The sequence below is a fragment of the Bradyrhizobium sp. Unk1 genome (genome assembly GCF_059512345.1).
In genome coordinates this window covers 269,546-294,271 of record NZ_JCAMOP010000005.1, presented here as the reverse complement: position 1 = coordinate 294,271, position 24,726 = coordinate 269,546, and the positions used below count along the sequence as shown (strand labels likewise).

Below are 24,726 nucleotides of genomic sequence, written 5' to 3'. Positions count from 1 at the left end.
TCCGGCCGGCCCTCCGTATGATCTTGGCCCTGGGACGGCCAGCGTTCTAAGCTCCTGACATGTCCACGGATTCAGCACCGGCCGCCCAAGAGCCAGATCAAGAGCCAGATCAAGAGCCGGACCATCCAGCCACCCACGCTCCTCCGCCCGGCCTCGTCGCGCTGTTCCTGGCCTTCGCCCGGATGTCGCTGGCCGGCTTCGGCGGGGTCCTGGTGTTTGCCCGCCACGCCATCGTCGATCAGCACCGCTGGATGACGGCGGACGAGTTCAACGAGACCTTTGCGCTCTGCCATTTCCTGCCCGGGCCCAACATCGTCAACCTGTCGATGGTGTTCGGGTCGCGGCTGCGCGGCATCGCCGGCGGCGTTGCCGCCTTTACCGGGCTGTTGCTGCCGCCGACGGTGATCATGACCGTGCTTGCGATCATCTACGCCCGGTTCGGCGATGTGGAGGTGCTGCGCCGCATCCTTGCGGGCATCTCCTGCGCGGCGGTCGGGCTGCTGATCGCGGTGGTCTTTCGCATGATGATGCCATTGCTCAAGCGGATGGACGTCGTCGTGCTCACTCTCATGCTCGGCGTGTTCGTTGCGATCGGCGTGCTTCGCCTGCCGCTCCAGGCGGTGCTGCTGGTCGCGATTCCCATCAGTATCGGCGTCACATATTGGGTGCGGCGGAAGGTAGCAGCATGAACAGCGAAAACCCGATCTGGGCGCTGATCTCCACCTTTGGTCTAATGTCGCTGTTCGCAGTCGGCGGCGCTGCGGCGGCGGTGCCGGAGATGCACCGCATCGCGGTCGACGTGCATCACTGGATGACCGAGAAGCAGTTCGCCGACGCCTATGCGATCGCGCAGCTCTCGCCAGGTCCGAACGTGCTTATCGTCACGTTAATCGGCTATGCCGTCGCCGGCATCCCTGGCGCGCTGGCGGCAACGCTGGCGATGTGCCTGCCGACGGCGCTGCTTGCCTATTATGTCAGCCGTCTGCTGAGCCGGCCCAGCCAATCGCGTTGGCCCGCCTTGATTCAGACTGCACTGGTTCCGCTATCGATTGGATTGATGGCAGCCAGCGCCCTGATCCTGGCCCAGTCGACCGATCGCACCTTTGCTGCGCTGCTTCTGACCGCGGCGGTTGCGGTGCTCGCGTCCGTCTCGCGCATCAATCCACTCTGGCTTCTGCTCGCCGGAGGCCTGTTTGGTTTTGCTGGCATTGTGTAATGAAAATCGCTAGGCAGTGATCCGGGCGGGGGATCCTTTTCCAGCCGATTAGAACAACAGTGCTCGTGACTTAGGAGTCGCGGAGGAGACAAGCATGGCCGACACGATGGGCCACTCGGCGACTGCCACCCGAAACACGGCGGTGGCGATTGGCTTCTGCCTGCTGGCGATAGCGCCGCAGATTTTCGAATTCATCTGGTCGATCGGGACGATCTTCGGCTGGGGTGCCGGGCGCGGCCCATTGCAGGTCGTAACCAGCCATGCGACAGCGCTGCTCGCCGGCGCGCCCAGTGCCATATTCGGATCGTTCGGTGGCGGCACCAAGAAGGCGTCATCCGACGTGCTGCTGGCGCTGATCTATTCCTATCCGCTGTTTGCAGTGGCGATCCTCACGCTGTTCATGACGATCCGGTCGGCGCAGGACTATATCGGCGGCGTCATCCTGATGGCGCTCGCCCTGTTCGCGCTGTGGGCGTCGAGCGATCTGCAGGGCATGCGCGGCTTCTCCTTCGGCGCCGGCACGGCACCGCGGATGTTCGGTGGATTGCTGGTGGCCTTGTCGGCCGGCATCGCCTTGACCGGCCTTCTGACCGATGGGCCGGCGATGGCCCATTATTCCTGGCGCGGGCCTCTGTTCGTGATGGTCGCGATCCTGTTTTTCGCGCTGGCGATCCGGCCGCTCGGCCTCGTGGTCACGGCCTTCGTGAGCTTCATGATTGCAGCGCTGGGCTCGCATGAGACGCGCTGGCTGGAGGCCGCCATCGTCGGCGCCTGCCTGACGCTCGGTTGCGCAATCCTGTTCCCGTACGTGCTCGGATTGCCGATGCCGATGTTCCCGCGTTTCCTGGTTCAGTGAGGGTGTAATGGAGCTCTTTGCCAACCTCGCTCACGGTTTTGCCGTCGCGTTCTCTCCGATCAACCTGCTGATGTGCCTGATCGGCGCCCTCGTGGGCACGCTGGTCGGCGTGTTGCCGGGCATCGGCACCATCGCGACGGTCGCGATGCTGCTGCCGATCACTTTCGGCCTGCCGCCGGTCGGCGCGCTGATCATGCTCGCCGGCATCTATTATGGCGCCCAGTACGGCGGTTCGACCACGTCGATCCTGGTCAACATACCCGGTGAGGCGACATCGGTCGTCACCGCCATCGACGGCCACCAGATGGCCAAGCAGGGCCGCGCCGGCCCGGCGCTGGCGATCGCCGCGATCGGCTCGTTCTTCGCCGGCTGCGTTGCGACCGTTTTGATCGCCGTCCTCGGCGCGCCGCTCACGAAGCTCGCGCTGGCGTTCGGTCCGGCCGAGTATTTCTCACTGATGGTGCTCGGCCTGATCTTCGCGGTGGTGCTGGCCAAAGGCTCGGTGCTGAAGGCGATCGCGATGATCGTGTTCGGCCTGCTGCTCTCGATCGTCGGCTCGGACATCGAGACCGGCGCCTCGCGCATGGCCTTCAACATTCCGGAGCTCGCCGACGGCCTCGGCTTCGCGACGGTGGCGATGGGTGTATTCGGCTTCGCCGAGATCATCCGCAATCTCGACGCCGGCGCCGAGATGAATCGCGATCTGGTGCAGCAGAAGATCACCGGCCTGATGCCGACCAGGAAAGACCTGACCGACTCGGCGCCTGCGATCCTGCGCGGCACGGTGCTCGGCTCGATCCTCGGCATTCTGCCGGGCGGCGGCGCGGTCATCGCGTCGTTTGCGGCCTATACGCTCGAGAAGAAGCTCGCCAAGAACCCGTCGCGGTTCGGCCGCGGCGCGATCGAGGGCGTGGCAGGGCCGGAAAGCGCCAACAACGCTGCGGCGCAGACCTCGTTCATTCCGCTGCTGACGCTCGGCATCCCGCCGAACGCGGTGATGGCGCTGATGGTCGGCGCGATGACCATCCACGGCATCGTGCCGGGCCCGCAGGTCATGCAGAAGCAGCCGGATCTGGTCTGGGGCATGATTGCCTCGATGTGGATCGGCAATCTGATGCTGATCATCATCAACCTGCCGCTCGTTGGAATCTGGGTGCGGCTGCTGCGCGTGCCTTACCGGCTGATGTTCCCCTCGATCGTGATCTTCTGCGCGATCGGCATCTACTCGGTGAACAACGCACCGGTCGACGTCATTCTCGCGGGCGTTTTCGGTCTGGTCGGCTACTGGCTGATCAAGCACGATTTCGAGCCGGCGCCGCTGCTGCTCGGCATGGTGCTCGGACCGCTGATGGAAGAGAACCTGCGTCGTGCGCTTCTGATCTCGCGCGGCGACTGGAGCGTGTTCCTGACGCGTCCGTTGTCGGCGGTGCTGCTGGCGATCGCGGCGTTTCTGCTGATCCTCACGGTCCTGCCCGTGCTGCGTGCTAAGCGCGACGAGGTGTTCACCGAATCCGAGAACTGACCGCGCCTGCGTCGTCGCGGCGCCCTGCGTCCGCACGCCGCATTCGGAAGTCGAATCGACTTGTGTGACCGCTTCGTGAAATGAAAATGCCGGCCCTGTGGCCGGCATTTTTGTTTTACGTCCGAGGGGATCGAGATGACTTCCATTCGCGCGCTTGCGGGCGCATGTGTCGCGACGTTCGCATCGTTGTGCGGCTTTGTCGCACCGGCGGAGGCGCAGACCTATCCGACGCGCAGCATCACCATGATCGTGCCGTTCGCGGCCGGCGGACCGACCGACGTGATTTCGCGCATCGTCACCGGGCACATGGCGCAGACGCTCGGACAGAGCATCATCATCGAGAACGTGGTCGGTGCCGGCGGCACCACCGCGACCACGCGCGCTGCGCGCGCGGCCAATGACGGCTATACGCTCATTACCGGGCATATGGGCACGCACGCCGCCTCGGTGCCGCTCTATCCGAAACTCGCCTACCACCCGGAAAAGGATTTTGAGCCGGTCGCGCTGCTCGCGGGCACGCCGATTCTGATCCTGGCGCGCAAGGACTTTCCGCCGAAAGACCTCAAGGAGTTCGTCGCCTACGTGAAAGCGAACGCGGAGAAGGTCAACGCCGCGCATGCCGGCGTCGGCTCGGTCTCGCACGTCTCCTGCGAGCTCCTGCACTCGATCCTCGACGTCAAGCCGGTCGGCGTGCCCTTCAACGGCACGGGCCCCGCGATGAATGCGCTGGTGGCCGGACAGGTCGATTACATGTGCGACCAGATCGTCAATGCGGTGCCGCAGATCAATGCCGGCACCATCAAGGCCTATGCGATCGCGACGGCCGAGCGCAATCCGTCGCTGCCGAACGTGCCGACGACGGCGGAGGCCGGCCTGCCTGCATTCCAGGCCCAGGCCTGGAACGCGATGTTCGCGCCGAAGGGAACTTCGCCCGCGATCATCGCGAGCCTGAATGCCGCCGCCATCAAGGCGCTCGACGACGAGACCGTGAAGAAGCGCCTGCTCGAGCTCGGCAGCGTCATTCCGGGCCCCAAGGACCGGACGCCGGAGGCGCTGGCGACCCTCGTCAAGAACGAGATCGCGAAGTGGACCCCGGTGCTCAAGCCGGCAACTTAGCCAGCACTTTCAAGCCGATAGGCGAGGGGCGGGACGCAAGTTCCGCCCCTTGTTGTTTGCACCGGGAACAGTCACTTTTCGGGGTATAATGGGCTTAAACAGCGAATCGCTGCTGTCGTAGCGCGGGGCGCGCCGTTAAGTTCGCCGCCTCCCCAAAGGCTCTATCGCACATGCACCAGTATCAGGACCTGCTCGAGCGGATTCTTTCAGACGGCACCGAGAAGACCGACCGGACCGGCACCGGCACGCTGTCGGTGTTCGGCCATCAGATGCGCTTCAACCTGTCTGCCGGCTTCCCGATGCTGACCACCAAGCGGCTGCCGCTGAAGGCGATCGTGCATGAGCTGTTGTGGTTCCTGAAGGGCGACACCAACATCAAATATCTGCGCGACAACGGCGTCACCATCTGGGACGAGTGGGCCGACGCCAATGGCGATCTCGGCCCGGTCTACGGCCATCAATGGCGCTCCTGGCCCACGGCCGACGGGCGCAGTATCGACCAGATCGCGAATGTGGTCGACATGATCAAGCGCACTCCGGACTCGCGCCGGCTGATCGTGACCGCCTGGAATCCGGCCGACGTCGAGAAGATGGCGCTGCCGCCCTGCCACCTGCTGTTCCAGTTCTATGTCGCGAACGGCAAATTGTCGTGCCAGCTCTATCAGCGCTCGGCCGACGTGTTCCTCGGCGTGCCCTTCAATATTGCGTCCTATGCGCTGCTGACGATGATGGTCGCGCAGGTCACGGGATTGAAGCCCGGCGACTTCGTGCACTCGCTCGGCGACACCCATCTCTATTCCAACCACCTGGAGCAGGCGAAGCTCCAGCTCACGCGCGCGCCGCGGGCGCTGCCGATGATGCGGATCAATCCCGAGGTGAAGGACATCTTCTCCTTCCGCTACGAGGATTTTGAGCTCGTCGGCTACGACCCGCATCCGCACATCAAGGCGGCGGTCGCGGTCTAGCGCCGATGTCGTTGAACATCCGCCGCGCGCGTCCCGGTGAGACCGGGCTCGTTCTTGCCTTCATCTGCGAGCTTGCCGAATACGAAAAACTCTCGCACGAGGTCGAGGCGACCGAGGCGATGATTGCGGAGGCGCTGTTCGGCAACGATCCGCGGCTCTTTTGCGCGATCGCCGAATGGAACGGCGAGCCGGTCGGCTTTGCGGTGTGGTTTCTCAATTTCTCCACCTTCAGCGGCCGCCACGGCATCTATCTCGAAGATTTGTATGTGCGGCCGTCGCATCGGGGCAGGGGCCTCGGCAAGGCGCTGCTGGTCCATCTCGCCAGGGAATGCGTCGACCACGGCTGGTCGCGCCTGCAATGGGCGGTGCTCGACTGGAATGCGCAGTCGATCGCGTTCTACAAGTCGCTCGGCGCCGTGATGATGGACGACTGGACGCTGTGCCGCGTCACCGGTCCTGCGCTGACACGGCTGGCTGGGAGTGCGACTTGATGGAGATCGTTTTCGTCGTGGCGATTGCCGAGAACGGCGTCATCGGCGCCGGCAATGCCATTCCGTGGCGATTGAAATCCGACATGGCGCGCCTCAAGGCGCTCACGATCGGCAAGCCCGTGATCATGGGCCGCAAGACCTTCGAATCCCTGCGCCGTCCGCTTCCGGGCCGCACCAATATCGTGATCACGCGTGATGCGGCTTATCGCGCCGCCGGCGCCGTCGTCACGACATCGGCCGCGGATGCAGATGCGGTCGCACGCGGCGATGCCCTGCGGCGTTCGGTCACCGAGATCGCGGTGATCGGTGGTGCCGAGATCTATCGGCAATGGCTCGATCGTGCCGATCGCCTCGAAATCACCGAAGTTCATGCACGGCCCGAAGGCGACACGCATTTCGACATCGACAAGGCGGAATGGGACGAGGTTGAGCGCATCCGTCATCCTGCCGACCCCGACAACAGCGCCGACTACTCCTATGTGACATATCGTCGGCGGGCGGGCAATTAACCGCATTCGTCAATGTTTACATTGACTTTTTCGTGCCCGAGCATAGCTCGAAAGACGGCCCGGGCCGCGTTGTAAGGGACTTGCCTGTCCCCTATAAAGCCGGACCGGACAAAGCGGGCGGGGGCGATTTCACCCTGCCGAGGAGAGCGTCGAATGCCGTGGAAGAATCAGGGCGGTGGCCCATGGGGCTCGGGTCCCAAGGGACCATGGGGCAACGGCCCGCAACCGGTCGGGCCAAGGCCGCCGGATCTGGAAGACCTTCTGCGGCGCGGCCAGGACCGCCTTCAGCAGATCATGCCGGGCGGCTATTTCTCCGGCATCGGCATTACGCTGATCATCCTGCTCATCATCGCGTTCTGGCTGCTGTCGGGCTTCTTCCGGGTGCAGTCCGAAGAGCTCGGCGTCGTGCTGCGCTTCGGCAAGCATGTCCGCACCGTGCAGCCGGGCCTGAACTATCATCTGCCCTATCCGATCGAAACCGTGCTGCTGCCGAAGGCGTTGCGCGTCAACACGATCTCCATCGGCATGACGCTGATCGACGATCCGGCGCGACGCGGCCGCTCCATTCGTGACGTGCCGGAAGAGAGCCTGATGCTGACCGGCGACGAAAACATCGTCGACGTCGACTTCACCGTGCTCTGGCGCATCAAGCCGGACGGCGTCGGCGACTTCCTCTTCAACATCCAGAATCCCGAAGGCACGGTGAAGGCGGTCTCCGAGAGCGCAATGCGCGAGGTGATCGGCCGCTCGCAGATCCAGCCGATCCTGACCGGTGCGCGCAACGTCACCGAACAGGGCGTGCAGGAGCTGATCCAGAGGACCCTGGACAGCTACGGCGCCGGTATTCTCATCAGCCAGGTGCAGATGCAGAAGGTCGACCCGCCGGCGCAGGTGATCGACGCGTTCCGCGACGTCCAGGCGGCGCGCGCCAATCTCGAGCAGCTGCAGAACGAGGCGCAGACCTACGCCAACCAGGTCGTGCCGCAGGCACGCGGACGTGCGGCGCAGATCATGCAGGCCGCCGAAGGCTACAGGGAGCAGACGGTCGCCGAGGCCAAGGGCCAGAGCTCGCGCTTCCTGAAGGTTTACGAGGAATACAAGAAGGCGCCCGACGTGACGCGTGAACGGATCTATCTGGAGACGATGGAGCGCGTCCTCGGCGGCGCCGACAAGCTCGTCTATGACGGCGGCCCCTCGGGCCAGGGCGTCGTGCCCTATCTGCCGCTCAGTGAGTTGACGACCAAGCGGCCGCCTACCACCGGTCAGCAGTCGAGCGGAGGCAACCGATGAGGTCTCCGGTCACAGGTATCGTCACGCTGCTCGCGCTCCTGCTCGTCGTGATCGTCGGCTACATGTCGCTGTTCACGGTGCAACAGACCGAGCAGACCATCGTGCTGCAGTTCGGCCGTCCCGTCGACGTCGTCACCGCGCCCGGCCTCCACTTCAAGGCGCCGTGGAATTCGGTGATCAACATCGACAAGCGGATCCTCGATCTGGAGAACCCGTCGCAGGAAGCGATCGCGTCCGACCAGAAGCGGCTCGTGGTCGACGCCTTCGCACGTTACCGCATCAAGGACGCGCTGCGCTTCTACCAGAGCGTCGGCTCGATCCAGGCCGCCAACATCCAGCTCACCACGCTCCTGAACGCGGCGCTGCGCCGCGTGCTCGGCGAGGTCACCTTCATCAACGTGGTGCGCGACGACCGCGAGAAGCTGATGCAGCGCATCCGCGACCAGCTCGATCGCGAGGCCGACGGCTACGGTATCCAGGTCGTCGACGTCCGGATCCGCCGCGCCGACCTGCCGGAACAGAACAGCCAGGCGGTCTACCAGCGCATGAAGACCGAGCGCGAGCGCGAAGCCGCCGAGTTCCGCGCGCAGGGCGGCCAGAAGGCACAGGAGATCCGCTCCAAGGCCGACCGCGAGGCGACCGTGATCGAGGCGGAAGCCAGATCGCAGGCCGAGCAGACCCGCGGCGTCGGCGACGCCGAGCGCAACCGCCTGTTCGCGGAAGCCTACGGCAAGGACGCCGACTTCTTCGCCTTCTACCGGTCGATGACGGCTTATGAGAACGGGCTGAAGTCGAACGACACCCGCTTCCTGCTGCGGCCGGACTCGGATTTCTTCCGGTTCTTTGGTAACCCGTCCGGCAAGACGGCGACCGAGACGCCGGCGAAGCCGTGAGCTAGACAGAGGGCGGCAGTTCTCTGCCGCCCTTCGTCCAGACAAGAACAGCATAACGGGAGGTTCCATTCCGATGAGGTCCATTGCGTTCGCCGACTTCCTCATCGGCTTAGGCATCCTGTTCGTGCTGGAAGGCTTGATGTTCGCGGCAAGTCCCAACTGGATGCGCAAGGCCATGAAAAGCGCCATCGCCACGCCGGACAATATCCTGCGGGCGGTTGGGATCGGTTCGGCCGTGGCCGGCCTGGTCTTGATCTGGGTTATGCGCCGTCCGATTTAGGCTTCACGCCAACGCCAAAGTGAAGGCGAGAGACTGGTTTTCGCCGTATTATCCGGCTCTTGAGGCCCGTTAAGCTCCGCGCTTGCGCCGTCCCCCCGTTCGAGCGCAGTCTTGGCGTTGAAGCCTTGGAGGCGAATCCCTGGCGCCTGATCCTTTTCTCTGGAGATACCAATGACCGCTGCCACCATTGCCCCGACCCGCTTGCGCTTAGGGCTGGCCGCGCTCGCCGTCAGTGCATTCAGCGCGTTCGGCACGCCGGCCCTTGCGCGCGGCCCGGACGGGATCGCCGACGTCGCCGAGAAGGTGATCGACGCGGTCGTCAACATCTCGACCTCGCAGACCGTCGAAGCCAAGGGCGGCGGCAGCAACACCATGCCGCAACTGCCGCCCGGTTCGCCCTTCGAGGAGTTCTTCGACGACTTCTTCAAGAACCGCCGCGGCCCCGGCGGCGGCAGCAAGGGCGGCGAGCGCGGTGACAATCCGCCCCGCAAGACCAATTCGCTCGGCTCCGGCTTCATCATCGACACCGCCGGCGTCGTCGTCACCAACAACCACGTCATCGCGGACGCCGACGAGATCAACGTCATCCTCAACGACGGCACCAAGATCAAGGCTGACCTGGTTGGCGTCGACAAGAAGACCGACCTCGCCGTGCTGAAGTTCAAGCCGCCGAAGCCGCTGGTCGCCGTCAAGTTCGGCGACTCCGACAAGCTGCGCCTCGGCGACTGGGTGATCGCGATCGGCAATCCGTTCAGCCTCGGCGGCACGGTGACGGCCGGTATCGTCTCGGCCAAGAACCGCGACATCTCCTCGGGACCGTATGACAGCTATATCCAGACCGACGCCTCCATCAACCGCGGCAATTCCGGCGGTCCGCTGTTTAACCTCGATGGCGACGTCATCGGCGTCAACACGCTGATCATCTCACCGTCCGGCGGCTCGATCGGCATCGGCTTTGCCGTGCCCTCGAAGACGGTTGTCGCCGTGGTCGACCAGCTCCGCCAGTTCGGCGAACTCCGCCGCGGCTGGCTCGGCGTGCGCATCCAGAGCGTCACCGACGAGATCGCCGAGAGCCTCAACATCAAGCCCGCGCGCGGCGCGCTGGTCGCCGGCGTCGATGACAAGGGCCCGGCCAAGCCCGCCGGCATCGAGCCCGGCGACGTCGTCGTCAAATTCGACGGCAAGGACGTCAAGGACCCCAAGGATCTCTCCCGCGTCGTCGCCGACACGGCGGTCGGCAAGGAAGTCGATGTCGTCATCATCCGCAAGGGCCAGGAGGAGACCAAGAAGGTCACGCTTGGCCGTCTCCAGGATCCCGATAAGGTGCAGGCCGCGGTGAAGACCGACGAGCCCGCGCCCGAGAAGCTGGTGACGCAGAAGGCGCTCGGTCTCGATCTTGCGGCGCTCAGCAAGGATTTGCGCACGCGCTACAAGATCAAGGACAGCGTCAAGGGCGTGGTCGTCACCAATGTCGAGGCCAATTCGGACGCTGCCGAGAAGCGCCTCTCCGCCGGCGACGTCATCGTCGAAGTTGCGCAGGAAGCGGTGTCGAGCGGCGCCGACGTCCAGAAGCGGGTCGACCAGCTCAAGAAGGACGGCAAGAAGTCCGTGCTGCTGCTCGTCTCCAACGCCGACGGCGAGTTGCGGTTTGTGGCGCTGAGCGTGCAGTAGGGCGCTCTGAGGCACATCATCACTGTCATCACCCGCGAAAGCGGGTGATCCAGTATTCCAGAGACAGTGCGAGGATACGGAGACGCCGCGGCGTACTGGATGCCTCGCCTTCGCGGGGCATGACTGCGGAGAGGAGGCTAAGCCTCCACGAACTCGTCCCGCCGATACCCCTGCGCATAGAGCAGCGCGGTGAGATCGCCATGGTCGATCCGCGCGGCGGCCGCAGCCGCGACCGCTGGCTTGGCGTGATACGCCACGCCCAGTCCCGCCGCCTGGATCATCGCGAGATCGTTGGCGCCATCGCCGACCACGACGGAGTCGATGTCGTCGAGATCGAACGACTCCATCAGATCCACCAGCGTCGCAAGCTTTGCCGCACGGCCCAAAATCGGCTCCTTGACCTCGCCGGTGAACTTGCCGTCGCGGACGACGAGCTCGTTGGCGCGGTTCTCCTGGAAGCCGATCTTGGCGGCGACCGCGCGCGTGAACAGCGTGAAGCCGCCGGAGACGAGACAGGTATAGGCGCCGTTGGCGCGCATGGTCGCGACCAGTTCGCGGCCGCCCGGTGTCAACGTGATGCGCTTGGCCAGCACCTCGTCGACCACGCCGGCGGGAAGGTCCTTCAGCAGCGCGACGCGCTCGCGCAGCGCCGGCTCGAACTCGATCTCGCCGCGCATCGCGCGTTCGGTGATGGCGGCCACGTGGGCCTTCATCCCGACCAGATCGGCGAGCTCGTCGATGCATTCCTGGCCGATCATGGTGGAATCCATGTCGGCGAGAAAAAGCTTCTTGCGCCGGAAGCCGACTGGCTGCACCACGATGTCGATGGGAAGGTCGCCGCGAAGCTCGCGCAACCGCTGTTCGATGGCGTGACGGTCGCCTTGGAGGTTATCCTGCGCGCCGAAGGGGATGTCGACCGCAACCCCGTCGAACAGCCAGTGCGCGGGTTGCGCCTGGGGCAGCACGGCGCGGGCGCCGTCGACGATGGTGCTGTCGAGCGCGGGATTGTCGGGATTGCAGATCAGCGTGGCGACGAGGGACATTTGAGGTTTTCGTGAGCGAGGGGCAAGTCAGCAGAAGCCATGTTGGCAAGGCCGTGCTTATCGCAGGCCCGACCGCCAGCGGCAAGTCGGCGCTGGCGCTGGAGCTTGCCCTGAGTACGGGCGGAATCGTCATCAATGCCGATTCCATGCAGGTCTATCGTGACCTCCGCATCATCACCGCGCGTCCCACACATGGCGAGGAAGGGCGCGCGCCGCACCGTCTCTACGGTCACGTCGATGCGGCCGTGAATTTCTCGGCCGGCGCCTGGGTGGTCGACGCGACGAAGGCGCTGGAAGAGGCGCAAGCCGAAGGCCGCCTGCCGATCTTCATCGGCGGCACGGGCCTTTATTTCAAGGCACTGACGGCGGGCCTCTCCGTAGTGCCGCCGATACCAGCCGAAATACGTGAGGGTGTGCGCGCGCGGCTGGAGCGGAACGGCGTCGAGGCGCTGCACGAGGAACTTGCACGCCGTGATCCGCGCGCCGCCGAACGATTGAACCTGCGCGACCGCACCCGGATCGCGCGCGCGCTCGAGGTGGTCGAGGCGACGGGCCGTTCGCTGCTCGACTGGCACCATGAAGGCCAGCCGCCGCTGCTGCCCAAGGACAGTTTTCACGCGGTGTTTCTCGCCCCCGAGCGCGACGAGCTCTATGCCCGCATCGATGCCCGTTTCGATGCCATGCTCGGTGCCGGCGCGTTGAGGGAGGTTGAGCGGCTCGCCGCCAGACATCTCGATCCGCTGCTGCCGGCGATGAAAGCCCATGGCGTGCCGGCCCTGATCCGGCATCTGCGCGGTGAGATCGGCCTGGACGATGCCGCCATGATCGGTCGCGCCGACACCCGCCACTACGCCAAGCGGCAATTCACCTGGTTCCGGCACCAATTGCCCGAATTCGAATGGGTCAGGCCGGAGGAGGCGAGGGGATGGCTCGCCGCCATCGTGAATGCGGAGCGGGACCCCGGTTGACGCGCTTTTGTACCCGGGTTCCCGAATTTACCTCTCGCCGAACCCCGGGAACACCGCTACACTGGCAAAATCGCGCGGGAACGGCCGCATTGCCTTGACATCCGGGCTTTGGCCGTTATGTTTCGCGCAACCTTTGGGAAGCCGGGCGCCTGCCATGCGTAACATTATTACCAAACTCCTTATCGCCGTCGTACCCAGGCACACCGCCGGGGGTGGCTAGCTGCCATCCACATGACAGGCGGTGTGCAGGGTCCCTCTTCGGGGCCTTTTTTATTTCCCGAACCCGACACGAACGAAGCCGCTGACAACAGCGCATCCGGAGCAAGACAATGAGCGACAAGAGCCACGATCCGAACCAGATGACCGGCGCCGCGATGATCGTCCGTGCGCTCATCGATCATGGCGTGACCGACATTTTCGGCTATCCCGGCGGCGCCGTGCTTCCGATCTATGACGAGATCTTCCAGCAGAGCGAGGTCCAGCACATCCTGGTCCGCCACGAGCAGGGCGCGGGCCACGCCGCCGAGGGCTATGCGCGCTCGACCGGCAAGCCGGGCGTTGCGCTGGTGACCTCCGGTCCCGGCGCCACCAACATGGTGACGCCGCTGACCGACGCGCTGATGGACTCGATCCCGCTGGTCTGCATCTCCGGCCAGGTGCCGACGCATCTGATCGGCAACGACGCGTTCCAGGAGTGCGACACGGTCGGCATCACGCGGCCCTGCACCAAGCACAATTGGCTGGTGCGCGACGTCAACGATCTCGCCAAGGTGCTGCACGAGGCCTTCTATGTCGCGACCTCCGGCCGTCCCGGCCCGGTGCTCGTCGATGTGCCCAAGGACGTGCAGTTCGCGACCGGCACCTATCATCCGCCGCGCAAGTCGGACGTGCACCGCTCCTACGCGCCGCGCGTGAAGGGCGACGCGACGCAGATCCGCAAGGCCGTGTCGCTGCTCGCTAATGCGAAGCGCCCGGTGATCTACAGCGGTGGCGGCGTCATCAATTCCGGCCCCGAGGCGACCAAGCTCTTGCGCGAGCTGGTCGAGGTCACCGGCTTCCCGATCACCTCGACGCTGATGGGCCTGGGTGCCTATCCGGCGTCGGGCAAGAACTGGCTCGGCATGCTCGGCATGCACGGCACCTATGAAGCCAACATGACCATGCATGATTGCGACGTCATGCTGTGCGTCGGCGCGCGCTTCGACGACCGCATCACCGGCCGCGTCGATGCGTTCTCGCCGGGCTCGAAGAAGATCCACATCGACATCGATCCGTCCTCGATCAACAAGAACATCCGTGTCGACGTCCCGATCATCGGCGACTGCGGCAACATCCTCGGCGACATCCTCCAGGTGTTCAAGGCGGAAGCGAAGAAGCCCGACATCAAGGCCTGGTGGCAGCAGATCGCGCAGTGGCGCGCCCGCAACTCGCTCTATTACAAGAAGAGCAACGACGTGATCCTGCCGCAACACGCGATCCAGAGCCTGTTCGAGGCGACGCGCGGCAAGGACACTTACATCACGACGGAAGTCGGCCAGCACCAGATGTGGGCGGCGCAGTTCTTCGGCTTCGAGGAGCCGCATCGCTGGATGACGTCGGGCGGTCTCGGCACCATGGGCTACGGCTTGCCGGCCGCGATCGGCGTGCAGGTTGCCCATCCCGACAGCCTCGTCATCGACATCGCGGGCGATGCCTCGGTGCAGATGACGATGCAGGAGATGTCGACGGCGGTTCAGTACGAATTGCCGATCAAGATCTTCATCCTGAACAACCAGTACATGGGCATGGTGCGGCAATGGCAGCAGCTGCTGCACGGCAACCGGTTGTCGCACTCCTATTCGGAGGCGCTGCCGGATTTCGTCAAGCTCGCGGAAGCCTATGGCGGCGTCGGCATCCAGGTGCACAAGCCAGGCGATCTCGACGGTGCCATCCAGGAGATGATCTCGGTCAAGCGCCCCGTGCTGTTCGACTGTCGTGTCGCCGCATTGGAAAACTGCTTCCCGATGATCCCCTCCGGCAAGGCGCACAACGAGATGCTGTTGCCCGAGCAGGCGAACGACGAGGCCACGGCAAAGGCGTTCGCCGGCGGCAAGGCGCTGGTGTGACGTCATGTTCGACCTGACGGAGCTCGAGCGCGCACATGCGATCGTGGGGCAGGCGGTGCCGGCGACGCCGGCACGCGGCTGGCCGCTGCTCGCCGAGCGCCTCGGGACGCAGGTCATCGTCAAGCACGAGAACCACACGCCGATCGGCGCCTTCAAGGTGCGCGGCGGTCTCGTCTATCTCGAAAGGCTGAAGCGCGAGCGGCCGAACATTCCGGGCATCATCTCGGCGACGCGCGGCAATCACGGCCAGAGCCTGGCCTTTGCCGCGAGCCGCCACGGCGTGCCGGCAGTGATTTACGTGCCCCGCGGCAACTCGGTCGAGAAGAACCGGGCGATGAAGGCGTTTGGCGCCGAGCTGGTCGAGCATGGCGAGGACTTTCAGGCGGCCGCCGAAGAGGCACAGCGGCGCGCCCAATTTACCGGCCTGCACATGGTGCCGTCGTTCCATCCGGATCTCGTGCTCGGCGTCGCCACCTATGCGCTCGAACTGTTCCGGACGGCGCCGGATCTCGATGTCCTCTATGTGCCGATCGGGCAGGGCTCTGGAATCACCGGCTGCATCATGGCCCGCGACCTCCTTGGCCTGAAGACCGAGATCGTCGGCGTGCAGTCCACCGAAGCGCCGTCCTACGCGCTGTCGTTCGCGGCCGGCAAGGTCGTGACGACGAAGACCAGCAACACGCTGGCCGACGGCATGGCGACGCGCATTCCCGACGCAGACGCGTTCGCGCTGGTCCGCAAGGGTGCCGCGCGCATCGTGCAGGTCTCCGACGACGAAGTCGCCGCCGCGATCCGCGCCTACTGGACCGACACGCACAATCTCGCGGAAGGCGCCGGCGCCGCCGCGCTCGCCGCGGCGCTTCAGGAGAAGACCAAGCTGTCAGGCAAGCGCGTCGGTCTCGTGCTGTCCGGCGGCAATATCGATTTCGATCTGTTCCGCAGTTGGGTCGGGGCAGAGGCGCCAGCGATGGCGTGACGGAGAGACAAGAGGGGACGACCATGAACCAGCCGGCATCCGCCTACTTCATCGAGGACCGCCACGATCCCAACGAGACGCATACGCTCTCGGTGCTCGTGCAGAACGAGCCGGGCGTGCTCGCGCGCGTCATCGGGCTGTTCTCCGGACGCGGCTACAACATCGAGAGTCTCACCGTCTCGGAGACCGAGAGCCAGAAGCATCTGTCGCGCATCACCATCGTCACCACGGGCACGCCGATGGTGATCGAGCAGATCAAGCACCAGCTCGACCGCATGATCCCGGTCTATCGCGTCGTCGACATGACCCTGACCAAACGCTCGATCGAGCGCGAGCTTGCGATGGTGAAGGTGCGCGGCGAGGGCGAGCATCGCGTCGAGGCGCTGCGGCTGGCGGATGCGTTCCGCGCCCGCGTGATCGACGCCACCACCGAGAGCTTTGTGTTCGAGATCACGGGCAATACGGACAAGATCAATCAGTTTATCGACCTGATGCGCCCGCTCGGCCTCGTCGAGGTGTCGCGCACCGGCGTTGCCGCGATTGGCCGCGGGCCTGAAGGGATGTGAGCCATGCTGGCGCGCGACTGGTACTACAACGAGCGCAACCGGATGGGGATCGAGCCCGCAGTGGCCTCGATCTACGACGCCCATGACGATGCCGATCTGCGGGCGCGCGCCGCGCTGAAAATGCTCGGGGTGCAGCGCGGTTGGCGCATCGCGGATATCGGCTGCGGCAACGGCGTGCTCGCGACCGAAGCGGCGCTGATGGGTGCCGAGGTGGATGCCATCGACATCTCGCCGGCGATGCTGGCGCTCGCCGAGATCTACGCCCGCGACCGCAAGGCGCCGGTGCGCACGCAGTCCGCCGGCTTGCTCAGCTTCGCCTACCGGCCGGAATCCTACGATCTGATCGTCAGCGAGTTCACGCTGCACCATCTGCCGGATTTCTGGAAGGCGGTGGCGATGTCGCGGATCTACCGTGCACTGAAGCCGGGCGCGAGCTTCTATCTGCGCGACATCGTCTACGCCTCGATGCCCGACGCCATCGAGCGCGACGTCGAGCAATGGGCCGACTTCCATATCAAGAACCACGATTTTTCGCGCGAAAGCGTCGTCACGCACATGCGCGACGAATATTCCACCTTCGGCTGGGTGATGGAGCGGATGCTGACCGATGTCGGCTTCACGCTGGTCTCGGCCGACTACCACGCGCCCATGCACGGCACTTATCTGCTGCGGAAATCGAAAGCCGGCGAGCAAGGCTAGAACAGAACAACAAACAGGGCTGCACGACAAAGCAGAGCCGAGAACAACAATGAAGCCGGCCGATATCCTCATCGCCATTCTGGTGGCGGTCATCTGGGGGCTTGCCTTCGTGGCGAGCCGGATCGCGCTCGACGAATTTTCGCCGGAGCTGATGACGGCGATGCGCTTCACCATTGCCGCGGTGCCGTGCCTGTTCATTCCCAAGCCGAAGATCGCCTGGTCGCTGCTGATCGCGATCAGCTTCACGCTGTTCCTCGGCCAGTTCCTGAGCCAGGCCTATGGCATCGCCCACGGTGTGCCGGTGGGGCTCACCAGCGTCGTCGTGCAGAGCCAGGCGTTGTTCACCATCGGTTTTGCCGCGATCGCATTCGGCGAGCGGCCGACGCCAGTGCAGACGCTTGGCATTGTCATTGCCGCAGTCGGCCTGCTCATGATCTGCGGTACCGTCGGTTACGATTTCAGCGTTGGTGCCTTCGCGGTGCTGATGATCGCCCCGATTTGCTTCGCTGTCGGCAATCTCCTGCTGCGCGGCGCCCGCGGCGCGCCGATGTTCGACCTGTTCGCCTGGCTCTGCCTCACCGCCGCCGTGCCGCTGTTCGCGCTGGCGCTGGTCGTCAACGGGCCGGCGCCGACCTTCCAGTCGCTGATCCATATGTCGCCGACTGGCCTCGGCTGCCTGCTGGCGATCGGCGCCATCTCGACCAGCATCGCCTATTGGCTGTGGGGCCGGCTGCTGCGTGATTATCCAGCCGCTCAAGTGGTGCCGTTCGCGCTGCTGGTGCCGTTCGTCGGCTCGGCCGCTTCCAGCATCGTGTTTGGCGAGAAGTTCGGCCCGTTGCGGCTGGCCGGGATGCTGACGGTCATCGGCGGCATCGCGGTCATGGTGCTGGCGAGACGCCCGCAGCCGCTGCCCAAGATCGCGTGAGGTGAGCATGTCCCAGTCGCTGCTCTATGCCTTCATCATCTTCGCCCTCGTGATGTTCTTCACGCCGGGGCCGAACAACATCATGCTGCTGTCGTCGGGACTGACTTACGGCTTCCGCCGCACCATCCCGCATATCGCCGGCATCACGATCGGCTTCGCCTTCATGGTCGGCGCCGTCGGCCTCGGGCTCGGCACCGTGTTTCTGGCCTATCCGATCCTCCAGACCATCCTGAAATATGCCGGCGCCGCCTACTTGATCTACCTCGCCGCGGTGATCGCCTTCTCGGGGCCGGCCAAGCCGGGCAAGGAGGACGGCCGTGGCCCGATGACCTTCTGGGGCGCGGCGATGTTCCAGTGGATCAACGCCAAGGGCTGGGTGATCGTGATCGGCACCATCACCGCCTATGCGGCCATCGCCCAATTCCCCCTCAACATCGCGATCCAGACCCTGATCAGCCTGCTCGTGGGCACGGTCTCGACGGTGGTCTGGGCCCTGTTCGGCACTGCACTACGACCGGTACTGACCTCGGAGCGGCTGGTCCGCGCCTTCAATATCGTGATGGCGCTGCTGCTGCTCGCCTCCCTCTACCCCGTTTTCATGGATGCATGATGTCGCGGATTTCCATGCAGAAACGGGTTTCCCTAGGGGCTGAAAATGCTCTAGACAGCCCCCGAAATCCGCAAATTTCACCCTTCGGACACTGACTATCGGCCGCTTCTGGCCCTGAACGAGGAAACGACTATGCGTGTTTATTACGATCGCGACGCCGACCTGAACCTGATCAAGGGCAAGAAGGTCGCCATCGTCGGCTATGGCAGCCAGGGCCACGCCCATGCGCTCAACCTCAAGGACTCCGGCGTCAAGGAAGTCGCCATTGCGCTGCGCAAGGACTCGGGCTCGGTCAAGAAGGCGGAAGCCGCCGGCTTCAAGGTGATGGAAGTCGCCGAAGCCGCCAAATGGGCCGACCTCGTCATGATGCTGACCCCGGACGAGCTCCAGGGCGACATCTATCGCGAGCACCTGCACGACAACATGAAGAAGGGCGCCGCCCTCGTGTTCGCCCACGGCCTCAACGTCCACTTCAACCTGCTCGACCCGCGCGCCGACCTCGACGTGCTGATGATCGCGCCGAAGGGTCCCGGCCACACCGTGCGCTCCGAGTATCAGCGCGGCGGCGGCGTGCCCTGCCTGATCGCGATCGCCAAGGACGTCTCGGGCAACGCCCATGACCTCGGCCTGTCCTACGCTTCGGCTGTCGGCGGTGGCCGCGCCGGCATCATCGAGACCACTTTCAAGGAAGAGTGCGAGACCGACCTGTTCGGCGAGCAGGTCGTGCTCTGCGGCGGCCTGGTCGAGCTGATCAAGGGCGGCTACGAGACCCTGGTCGAAGCCGGTTACGCCCCGGAGATGGCCTATTTCGAGTGCCTGCACGAAGTGAAGCTGATCGTCGACCTGATCTATGAAGGCGGCATCGCCAACATGAACTACTCGATCTCCAACACCGCGGAGTACGGCGAATACGTCACCGGTCCGCGCATCGTCACCGCGGAGACCAAGGCCGAGATGAAGCGCGTTCTCGCCGACATCCAGGGCGGCAAGTTCGCCCGCGACTGGATGCTCGAGAACAAGGTCAACCAGACCTCGTTCAAGGCGACCCGCGCCAAGCTCGCCCAGCACCCGATCGAGGAAGTCGGCGCGAAGCTGCGCGACATGATGCCCTGGATCAAGAAGGGCGCGCTGGTCGACAAGAGCAAGAACTGACGGCTAGCCGTCATTCCGGGTTCGCGACTTCGTCGCGCCCCGGAATGACGCGCGAAACAACAAGCTTCGCTCGCCGAACCAAATCTTAAACCTTCTCGACTACATCGGAGCGAGATCGCAAACGGCGGTCTCGCTCCTTTCATCTCGCGCGAAGCATTGCTGCTTCATTCAAATTCTTCGCGAGCTGACATGCCCCCCGAGCACGAAGAACTGACGCTTAAACCACATTCTTGGTCTCGCGTCGTTTTCAGAACTCTTCCAGAACCTCGCGATCGCCAAAAGCCCAGCGTCTTCAGGGTCGAAGATTCGGATCTTCATCTGCATCTTCAGGGCGCAATCAATCTGATGTCGCGAAGCTCGCGCGCCGCTTCATCTTAAGAATCGACACCCGCGACGTCCCTTTGAGCGTTGGGTGGCATTGCGCTGACACATCCTTCTCTCCATGATCGCGGGAACTTGAGGGGGAGGGGTCTATGCGATCTGTCGTCGTCACCGGCGCGTCCACCGGCATCGGCTGGGCCATTGCGAAATTTCTGATCGGACGCGGCTACCGCGTCTTCGGCAGCGTCCGCAAGCAGGCCGACGCCGACCGGCTCAGGGGTGAGTTCGGCGCGAACTTCACACCGCTCCTGTTCGACGTTACCGACGAGGCCGCCGTGCTCGCCGCTGCGCGCCAGGTTCGCGAGGCGCTGGCTGGCGAGACGCTGGCGGGTCTCGTCAACAATGCCGGCATTGCGGTCGCGGGGCCGGTCCTCGAATTGTCGGCGGATGATTTCCGCCGCCAGATCGACATCAACGTCATCGGGCCGGTCATCGCGACGCAAGCCTTCGGGCCGCTGCTCGGCGCGGACCCGTCGCTGAAGGGGCCGAAGGGGCGGATCGTGATGATCAGCTCCGTCGCCGGCAAGAACGGCAATCCGCTGTCGGCGCCTTACTGCACCTCCAAGCACGCCATCGAGGGCCTGTCCGAGAGCCTGCGGCGTGAGCTGATGCTGTTCGGGATCGACGTTATCATCGTCGCCCCGGGCGCAGTGAAGACGCCGATCTGGAGCAAGGCCGAAGAGATCGATCTCTCCGTCTACAAGAACTCCCCCTATCTGCCGGCGCTGAACAAGGTCATGGCGTTCATGATGGACCTCGGTGCGAAGGGTTTGCCGGCCGAGCGCATCGCCCAAATCGTGTTCGAGGCGCTGACCGCTGCGAGCCCCAAGGTGCGCTACCAGATCACGCCGGACCCGCTGCGCCATCTGGTCGGCGCATTGCTGCCGAAACGGATGGTCGATCGCATCATCGCCAAGCGCCTTGGGTTCCTGCCGCAGGGCTGATTGACGTTCAGCTCGCTTCGGCCGTCCGTCGGCGGGGTTGGGCGGCCATCGCAATCAGCCGCAGCGCCATCACGGCGAGCAGCGGAATGAGGAAGGCGGCATGGAGCGGCATCGCCGGCACGCGCTTGCCGAACGACACCATGAACTGGAACCAGAGATAGTAGCCGCCCACGAGGTGCAGCACGCGCCAGGCCTGCGGCCCGAGCAGCGCGGCGGTGCGGTCGAACGAGGTCGCGCTCATGGCGATGATGAACGCATAGCCGATGCCGCCGAAGATGTAGGAGGCGGCCGAGGTGGTCTCCGCAAAGACGGCCGGGTCCATTTTGGCGAAGGCAACGATCGCGACCGCGTGGATGGCGTGGGAGGCCGCAAAGCTCAGGCCCAGATAGCGGCGGTTGCGGCGCTGCCAGCGGGTCCAGGCGTTCGGCCACAGCCGTGCGAGCGCCGCGGCACTGAAGGCAAGACAGAACAGCAGCAGCGAGCTTCGCGCCGTGAAACGGATCACCATCCGCACACCCTCGACCTCGAACTGCCGCATCGACGCGATCCACAGGCTGAGCGCGATCAGACTCAGGAAGAGAACGGCGAGCAGCCGCCAGCCCTCGAACCAGCTTTGACGTTGTGACATGGCGATCTCCTCCCTTATGTAATCATCGATTACATTTCAGGCTAGCGAAATCGTCAACGGTGTAATCGATGCTTACATTCACGTTCGAGTGATGCTAGGAAGCGCCATGCCTGCCCGACAGCCGTCCAAGCCGCGCGCGCGTCGCCAAACTTCCGAGGCCCGCCCCTATCATCACGGCGACCTCCGCCGCGTGCTGATCGATGCTGCGTTGCAACTGGCGGCAGAGGGTGCCGAAGTCTCGGTGCGCGAGGCCGCGCGCCGGGCCGCGGTTTCGCCGGGGGCGCCGTTCCGGCACTTCCCCAACCGCGACGCGCTGATGGCGGCGGTGGCCGGGGAGGCGCAGCGGCGCTTTCGTGCCGAGATCGAGGTGGCGCTGAACCAGGCGCCGGCCGCCGACCCACTGGCCCGCTTCCGCGCCTTTGGCCTCGCTTACCTGCGCTGGGCGATGCGCAACCCCGCTCATTTCGAGATCATCTCGACTGGACGCTATTTTGCTCATGGCAGCTCCGCGGAGCTGACGCGCGACAATGCCGAGCTGATCGCTCTGACCGAACGGATGCTGGCTGACGCGGCGGAGCAGGGCCTGTTGCGGTCGGCCGACCTCAAGCGCATCCAGATCGCCGGCCGCGCCCTGGTCTACGGCTTTGCCCGGATGAATCTCGACGGCCACTTTCCGCGCTGGGGGGTGGAGGAGGGCGAAACCGAGCGGATGGCGGAAGGGGTGATCGACCTGTTCATCGCGGGGATTGCCAAGCCGACGCGCGGCGCCTGATCTGCCGGACCCTCGTGGTGAGGAGGCGCGTAGCGCCGTCTGCGGACGATGCTTCGCTTCGCCGCGAGAACCATGCAGGCGCACTCGGGCCTCGCCCTTCGAGACGCCTGCTTCGCAGGCTCCTCAGGGTGAGGGGATCGAGTTGGCCGTGCGGCTGTTCGCCGCCTGCTAACATTAAGCGAAGGTCGGACCGCGACATGCGTTGCTTGTCCGTGACCATTCAATTACAGTTTTATGACACGGTGCAGGCTTCCGGCTGCGCCGAACGCCGCAGGCTGGCCGACAGCTGGGTATTCATTGCGCCGGACCAGCTGTTGCGTGCCGTAATGGCGTCCGTGCCCAATCCAGGTCCTTCTGCCACCACCGCCGTGCTGGCGAGCGTTGCTGCGCTCGGCATCTGGCGCCTGCTTGCGGTTGCCGCGCCGCATCTTGCCGCCCTCGCGCTGATGTACGAGACCGAGACGGATTTCGGGTCGCGGCTGTCCTTCGCTCTCGCCTGGGGCATCCTCAATTTCTTCTGGATCACGCTCTTGCGGCGGCCGGCACTGTCGGGCGCGCTGTCGCTGACCATGGTCGTCGTGCTGGTGCTGCTGTCGCGGCTCAAGCACGACGTCGTGCAGATGACGGTCAACTTCATCGACCTGATGATGATCGACCGCGACACCGTGGCGTTCCTGTTCACGATCTTCCCGAATTTGCGCTGGTCGGTGATCGGGACTGGCCTCGTCACGCTGCCGCTGATGTATGCGCTGTGGTGGCTCGATCCGTTTCGCATCCGCCGCCTGCCGGCGCTCGCCTTTATGCTTGCCTGCCTCTCTGTGCTGGTCGGCTATTCGCTCTATCATCCTGATGAAGCCTGGCGCGGCTATTACGACGACGGCTATCTCTCGAAATTCTTCCGCTCCGGCGTCAGCGCGGTTTCCGACTTCGCGCAATACGGTTTCATGGAGTCGGCGGCATCGACCAACGAGCGGCTCAACATGCCGCTGGTGGATGCCTGCCACCCCGCCGGCCGGCGGCCGAACATCATCATGGTCCATGATGAATCGAGCTTCGACATTCGCGCCGCCCAGGGCATCAAGGTGCCACCGCGCTATGGCGATCATTTCAAATCCTGGGACGGCAAGCAGCGCACGTTCCTGGCCGAGAGCAATGGCGGGCCGAGCTGGTTCACCGAATACAACGTGCTCGCTGGCCTCTCCTCGCGCTCGTTCGGCCGCTTCGCCTATTTCGTGACGCGCATCGCCTCAAACCGCGTCGAGCGCGGCCTGCCGCTGGCGCTGCGCCGCTGCGGCTATGACACGCTATCGCTCTATCCCGCCTATGGCGGCTTCATGGGCGCGCGCAGCTTTCAGGTGACGACCGGCGTCGAACGCTTCCTCGACTCGAAGGATCTCGGCGCCAAGGACGTCGAGCCGGACTCTTTTTTCTACGACAAGGCGCTCCAGCTGATAGGCCAGCAGCCGCCGAACAAGCCGCTGTTCACCTTCATCTATCTCGGCGCCAATCATTTCCCCTGGGAGACGCGCTTCCGCCCCGATCTGCTGCCGAACTGGCGCGCGCCGGGCAATGATGTGGCATCCATCGACGAATATCTGCGCCGGCAGGCGATGAGCGCCGAGCAGTACAGAGCGTTTGTCGCGGGCCTGAAGAAGAATTTTCCCGGTGAGCCCTTCCTGATCGTGCGCTACGGCGATCACCAGCCCGAGTTTGCGCCGAACCTCCTCGAGCCCGGGCTTGACGAGGGCGCGCTCGGCAAGAAGCTCGACGCTTACGATCCGCGTCTCTATGCGACCTATTACGCGATCGACGTCATCAATTTCGAGCCGGTGAAGAGCGAGGCCGTGATGGACACGGTCGACGGCCCCTATCTCCCGCTGGTGATTCAGGAGGCCGCCGGCATTCCGCTCGATCCCTCCTTTGCAGCGCAGAAGGAGATCATGCTCCGCTGCAAAGGCATCTTCTACGGTTGCAAGGACGGCGCCGAGGCGCGGCGGCTCAACCGGCTGCTGATCAATGCCGGGATCATCCGGGGGCTGTAGCGCTGATCGCAACGCAGACCCAGATCGTAGGGTGGGCAAAGCGAAGCGTGCCCACCATCCCGTTGCGCGTGTTGAGAGACGGTGGGCACGGCGCTTACGCGCCTTT

At 64.6% G+C, this 24,726-nt stretch carries 25 protein-coding genes; 23 read left to right on the top strand and 2 right to left on the bottom strand.

Annotated elements, in window-relative coordinates:
* Positions 1–59: 59 nt before the first annotated feature.
* The 12 genes from AC5ZFO_RS08835 to AC5ZFO_RS08780 all read left to right on the top strand — a co-directional run bounded on the left by AC5ZFO_RS08835 (position 60) and on the right by AC5ZFO_RS08780 (position 10,809).
* Positions 60–689 (top strand): chromate transporter, encoded by a 630-nt coding sequence (locus AC5ZFO_RS08835; RefSeq protein WP_282520596.1) that lies wholly within the window; start codon positions 60–62, stop codon positions 687–689.
* Positions 686–1,216: a chromate transporter gene (locus AC5ZFO_RS08830; RefSeq protein WP_282520597.1), complete on the top strand. Its 531-nt coding sequence runs from the start codon at positions 686–688 to the stop codon at positions 1,214–1,216. The genes AC5ZFO_RS08835 and AC5ZFO_RS08830 overlap by 4 nt, the downstream gene beginning before the upstream one ends.
* Positions 1,217–1,310: 94 nt before the next feature.
* The gene (locus AC5ZFO_RS08825) at positions 1,311–2,072 is read left to right on the top strand and encodes a tripartite tricarboxylate transporter TctB family protein (protein WP_282520598.1); all 762 of its coding nucleotides are present in this window, start codon (positions 1,311–1,313) and stop codon (positions 2,070–2,072) included.
* Positions 2,073–2,079: 7 nt separating this feature from the next.
* Positions 2,080–3,594, top strand: coding sequence for a tripartite tricarboxylate transporter permease (locus AC5ZFO_RS08820; RefSeq protein ID WP_028147708.1), 1,515 nt, complete (start codon positions 2,080–2,082; stop codon positions 3,592–3,594).
* Positions 3,595–3,729: 135 nt separating this feature from the next.
* Positions 3,730–4,710, top strand: a complete 981-nt coding sequence (locus AC5ZFO_RS08815; protein ID WP_496121960.1) for a tripartite tricarboxylate transporter substrate binding protein BugD — start codon at positions 3,730–3,732, stop codon at positions 4,708–4,710.
* A 170-nt stretch (positions 4,711–4,880) separates the two neighbouring features.
* Positions 4,881–5,675 carry a thymidylate synthase gene (locus AC5ZFO_RS08810; protein ID WP_282520600.1) on the top strand — a complete coding sequence of 265 codons (795 nt, stop codon included), beginning with the start codon at positions 4,881–4,883 and terminating at the stop codon, positions 5,673–5,675.
* 5 nt (positions 5,676–5,680) lie between these two features.
* Positions 5,681–6,166: a GNAT family N-acetyltransferase gene (locus tag AC5ZFO_RS08805; RefSeq protein WP_282520601.1), complete on the top strand. Its 486-nt coding sequence runs from the start codon at positions 5,681–5,683 to the stop codon at positions 6,164–6,166.
* Positions 6,166–6,675, top strand: coding sequence for a dihydrofolate reductase (locus AC5ZFO_RS08800; RefSeq protein WP_282520876.1), 510 nt, complete (start codon positions 6,166–6,168; stop codon positions 6,673–6,675). The genes AC5ZFO_RS08805 and AC5ZFO_RS08800 overlap by 1 nt, the downstream gene beginning before the upstream one ends.
* 153 nt (positions 6,676–6,828) lie before the next feature.
* Entirely contained in the window at positions 6,829–7,965 is a 1,137-nt protein-coding gene (hflK, locus tag AC5ZFO_RS08795) for an FtsH protease activity modulator HflK (protein ID WP_282520602.1), read from the top strand.
* On the top strand, positions 7,962–8,858 hold the full coding sequence (gene hflC / locus AC5ZFO_RS08790; RefSeq protein WP_282520603.1) for a protease modulator HflC: 897 nt from the start codon (positions 7,962–7,964) through the stop codon (positions 8,856–8,858). The genes hflK and hflC overlap by 4 nt, the downstream gene beginning before the upstream one ends.
* Positions 8,859–8,931: 73 nt before the next feature.
* Positions 8,932–9,138, top strand: coding sequence for a DUF2065 domain-containing protein (locus tag AC5ZFO_RS08785; protein ID WP_025038031.1), 207 nt, complete (start codon positions 8,932–8,934; stop codon positions 9,136–9,138).
* A gap of 171 nt (positions 9,139–9,309) precedes the next feature.
* Positions 9,310–10,809, top strand: a complete 1,500-nt coding sequence (locus AC5ZFO_RS08780; RefSeq protein WP_028147715.1) for a Do family serine endopeptidase — start codon at positions 9,310–9,312, stop codon at positions 10,807–10,809.
* Positions 10,810–10,946: 137 nt separating this feature from the next.
* Here AC5ZFO_RS08780 and serB read toward each other — a convergent pair whose 3' ends face one another.
* Positions 10,947–11,852, bottom strand: coding sequence for a phosphoserine phosphatase SerB (gene serB / locus AC5ZFO_RS08775; RefSeq protein WP_282520604.1), 906 nt, complete (start codon positions 11,850–11,852; stop codon positions 10,947–10,949).
* An 11-nt stretch (positions 11,853–11,863) separates the two neighbouring features.
* Here serB and miaA point away from each other — a divergent pair, with 11 nt between their 5' ends.
* The 9 genes from miaA (at position 11,864) to AC5ZFO_RS08730 (ending at position 21,178) form a co-directional block, all read left to right on the top strand.
* Positions 11,864–12,820 carry a tRNA (adenosine(37)-N6)-dimethylallyltransferase MiaA gene (gene miaA, locus AC5ZFO_RS08770; protein ID WP_282520605.1) on the top strand — a complete coding sequence of 319 codons (957 nt, stop codon included), beginning with the start codon at positions 11,864–11,866 and terminating at the stop codon, positions 12,818–12,820.
* 329 nt (positions 12,821–13,149) lie between these two features.
* Positions 13,150–14,925 carry an acetolactate synthase 3 large subunit gene (locus AC5ZFO_RS08765; protein ID WP_496121959.1) on the top strand — a complete coding sequence of 592 codons (1,776 nt, stop codon included), beginning with the start codon at positions 13,150–13,152 and terminating at the stop codon, positions 14,923–14,925.
* Positions 14,926–14,929: 4 nt separating this feature from the next.
* Positions 14,930–15,901: a threonine dehydratase gene (locus AC5ZFO_RS08760; RefSeq protein WP_496121958.1), complete on the top strand. Its 972-nt coding sequence runs from the start codon at positions 14,930–14,932 to the stop codon at positions 15,899–15,901.
* Between the two features lie 23 nt (positions 15,902–15,924).
* Positions 15,925–16,467 carry an acetolactate synthase small subunit gene (ilvN, locus tag AC5ZFO_RS08755; protein WP_282520608.1) on the top strand — a complete coding sequence of 181 codons (543 nt, stop codon included), beginning with the start codon at positions 15,925–15,927 and terminating at the stop codon, positions 16,465–16,467.
* A gap of 3 nt (positions 16,468–16,470) precedes the next feature.
* Positions 16,471–17,166 carry a class I SAM-dependent methyltransferase gene (locus tag AC5ZFO_RS08750; RefSeq protein ID WP_282520609.1) on the top strand — a complete coding sequence of 232 codons (696 nt, stop codon included), beginning with the start codon at positions 16,471–16,473 and terminating at the stop codon, positions 17,164–17,166.
* A 49-nt stretch (positions 17,167–17,215) separates the two neighbouring features.
* Entirely contained in the window at positions 17,216–18,091 is an 876-nt protein-coding gene (locus AC5ZFO_RS08745) for an EamA family transporter (RefSeq protein WP_282520610.1), read from the top strand.
* Between the two features lie 7 nt (positions 18,092–18,098).
* A complete protein-coding gene (locus AC5ZFO_RS08740; protein ID WP_282520611.1) occupies positions 18,099–18,701 on the top strand; it encodes a LysE family translocator in 603 nt (200 codons plus the stop codon).
* 132 nt (positions 18,702–18,833) lie between these two features.
* The gene (gene ilvC, locus AC5ZFO_RS08735; RefSeq protein WP_027529584.1) at positions 18,834–19,853 is read left to right on the top strand and encodes a ketol-acid reductoisomerase; all 1,020 of its coding nucleotides are present in this window, start codon (positions 18,834–18,836) and stop codon (positions 19,851–19,853) included.
* A gap of 473 nt (positions 19,854–20,326) precedes the next feature.
* Positions 20,327–21,178 (top strand): SDR family oxidoreductase, encoded by an 852-nt coding sequence (locus tag AC5ZFO_RS08730; RefSeq protein ID WP_282520612.1) that lies wholly within the window; start codon positions 20,327–20,329, stop codon positions 21,176–21,178.
* 7 nt (positions 21,179–21,185) lie between these two features.
* Here AC5ZFO_RS08730 and AC5ZFO_RS08725 read toward each other — a convergent pair whose 3' ends face one another.
* Positions 21,186–21,806, bottom strand: a complete 621-nt coding sequence (locus AC5ZFO_RS08725) for a hypothetical protein (protein ID WP_496121957.1) — start codon at positions 21,804–21,806, stop codon at positions 21,186–21,188.
* Positions 21,807–21,912: 106 nt separating this feature from the next.
* Here AC5ZFO_RS08725 and AC5ZFO_RS08720 point away from each other — a divergent pair, with 106 nt between their 5' ends.
* A complete protein-coding gene (locus tag AC5ZFO_RS08720) occupies positions 21,913–22,578 on the top strand; it encodes a TetR/AcrR family transcriptional regulator (RefSeq protein ID WP_282520614.1) in 666 nt (221 codons plus the stop codon).
* 326 nt (positions 22,579–22,904) lie between these two features.
* Positions 22,905–24,620 carry a sulfatase-like hydrolase/transferase gene (locus tag AC5ZFO_RS08715; RefSeq protein ID WP_282520877.1) on the top strand — a complete coding sequence of 572 codons (1,716 nt, stop codon included), beginning with the start codon at positions 22,905–22,907 and terminating at the stop codon, positions 24,618–24,620.
* Positions 24,621–24,726: the final 106 nt, after the last annotated feature.

What these genes read in the sequence shown, in the direction of transcription:
- AC5ZFO_RS08830 (WP_282520597.1), top strand. Translation starts at nt 686, where the DNA reads ATGAACAGCGAAAACCCGATCTGGGCGCTGATCTCCACCTTTGGTCTA.
- serB (WP_282520604.1), bottom strand. Translation starts at nt 11,852, where the DNA reads ATGTCCCTCGTCGCCACGCTGATCTGCAATCCCGACAATCCCGCGCTC.
- AC5ZFO_RS08810 (WP_282520600.1), top strand. Translation starts at nt 4,881, where the DNA reads ATGCACCAGTATCAGGACCTGCTCGAGCGGATTCTTTCAGACGGCACC.
- AC5ZFO_RS08745 (WP_282520610.1), top strand. Translation starts at nt 17,216, where the DNA reads ATGAAGCCGGCCGATATCCTCATCGCCATTCTGGTGGCGGTCATCTGG.
- ilvN (WP_282520608.1), top strand. Translation starts at nt 15,925, where the DNA reads ATGAACCAGCCGGCATCCGCCTACTTCATCGAGGACCGCCACGATCCC.
- AC5ZFO_RS08730 (WP_282520612.1), top strand. Translation starts at nt 20,327, where the DNA reads ATGCGATCTGTCGTCGTCACCGGCGCGTCCACCGGCATCGGCTGGGCC.
- AC5ZFO_RS08765 (WP_496121959.1), top strand. Translation starts at nt 13,150, where the DNA reads ATGAGCGACAAGAGCCACGATCCGAACCAGATGACCGGCGCCGCGATG.
- AC5ZFO_RS08805 (WP_282520601.1), top strand. Translation starts at nt 5,681, where the DNA reads ATGTCGTTGAACATCCGCCGCGCGCGTCCCGGTGAGACCGGGCTCGTT.
- AC5ZFO_RS08815 (WP_496121960.1), top strand. Translation starts at nt 3,730, where the DNA reads ATGACTTCCATTCGCGCGCTTGCGGGCGCATGTGTCGCGACGTTCGCA.
- AC5ZFO_RS08785 (WP_025038031.1), top strand. Translation starts at nt 8,932, where the DNA reads ATGAGGTCCATTGCGTTCGCCGACTTCCTCATCGGCTTAGGCATCCTG.
- AC5ZFO_RS08825 (WP_282520598.1), top strand. Translation starts at nt 1,311, where the DNA reads ATGGCCGACACGATGGGCCACTCGGCGACTGCCACCCGAAACACGGCG.
- AC5ZFO_RS08715 (WP_282520877.1), top strand. Translation starts at nt 22,905, where the DNA reads ATGGCGTCCGTGCCCAATCCAGGTCCTTCTGCCACCACCGCCGTGCTG.
- AC5ZFO_RS08835 (WP_282520596.1), top strand. Translation starts at nt 60, where the DNA reads ATGTCCACGGATTCAGCACCGGCCGCCCAAGAGCCAGATCAAGAGCCA.
- AC5ZFO_RS08780 (WP_028147715.1), top strand. Translation starts at nt 9,310, where the DNA reads ATGACCGCTGCCACCATTGCCCCGACCCGCTTGCGCTTAGGGCTGGCC.
- AC5ZFO_RS08750 (WP_282520609.1), top strand. Translation starts at nt 16,471, where the DNA reads ATGCTGGCGCGCGACTGGTACTACAACGAGCGCAACCGGATGGGGATC.
- ilvC (WP_027529584.1), top strand. Translation starts at nt 18,834, where the DNA reads ATGCGTGTTTATTACGATCGCGACGCCGACCTGAACCTGATCAAGGGC.
- hflK (WP_282520602.1), top strand. Translation starts at nt 6,829, where the DNA reads ATGCCGTGGAAGAATCAGGGCGGTGGCCCATGGGGCTCGGGTCCCAAG.
- AC5ZFO_RS08820 (WP_028147708.1), top strand. Translation starts at nt 2,080, where the DNA reads ATGGAGCTCTTTGCCAACCTCGCTCACGGTTTTGCCGTCGCGTTCTCT.
- AC5ZFO_RS08740 (WP_282520611.1), top strand. Translation starts at nt 18,099, where the DNA reads ATGTCCCAGTCGCTGCTCTATGCCTTCATCATCTTCGCCCTCGTGATG.
- AC5ZFO_RS08800 (WP_282520876.1), top strand. Translation starts at nt 6,166, where the DNA reads ATGGAGATCGTTTTCGTCGTGGCGATTGCCGAGAACGGCGTCATCGGC.
- AC5ZFO_RS08725 (WP_496121957.1), bottom strand. Translation starts at nt 21,806, where the DNA reads ATGTCACAACGTCAAAGCTGGTTCGAGGGCTGGCGGCTGCTCGCCGTT.
- hflC (WP_282520603.1), top strand. Translation starts at nt 7,962, where the DNA reads ATGAGGTCTCCGGTCACAGGTATCGTCACGCTGCTCGCGCTCCTGCTC.
- AC5ZFO_RS08720 (WP_282520614.1), top strand. Translation starts at nt 21,913, where the DNA reads ATGCCTGCCCGACAGCCGTCCAAGCCGCGCGCGCGTCGCCAAACTTCC.
- AC5ZFO_RS08760 (WP_496121958.1), top strand. Translation starts at nt 14,930, where the DNA reads ATGTTCGACCTGACGGAGCTCGAGCGCGCACATGCGATCGTGGGGCAG.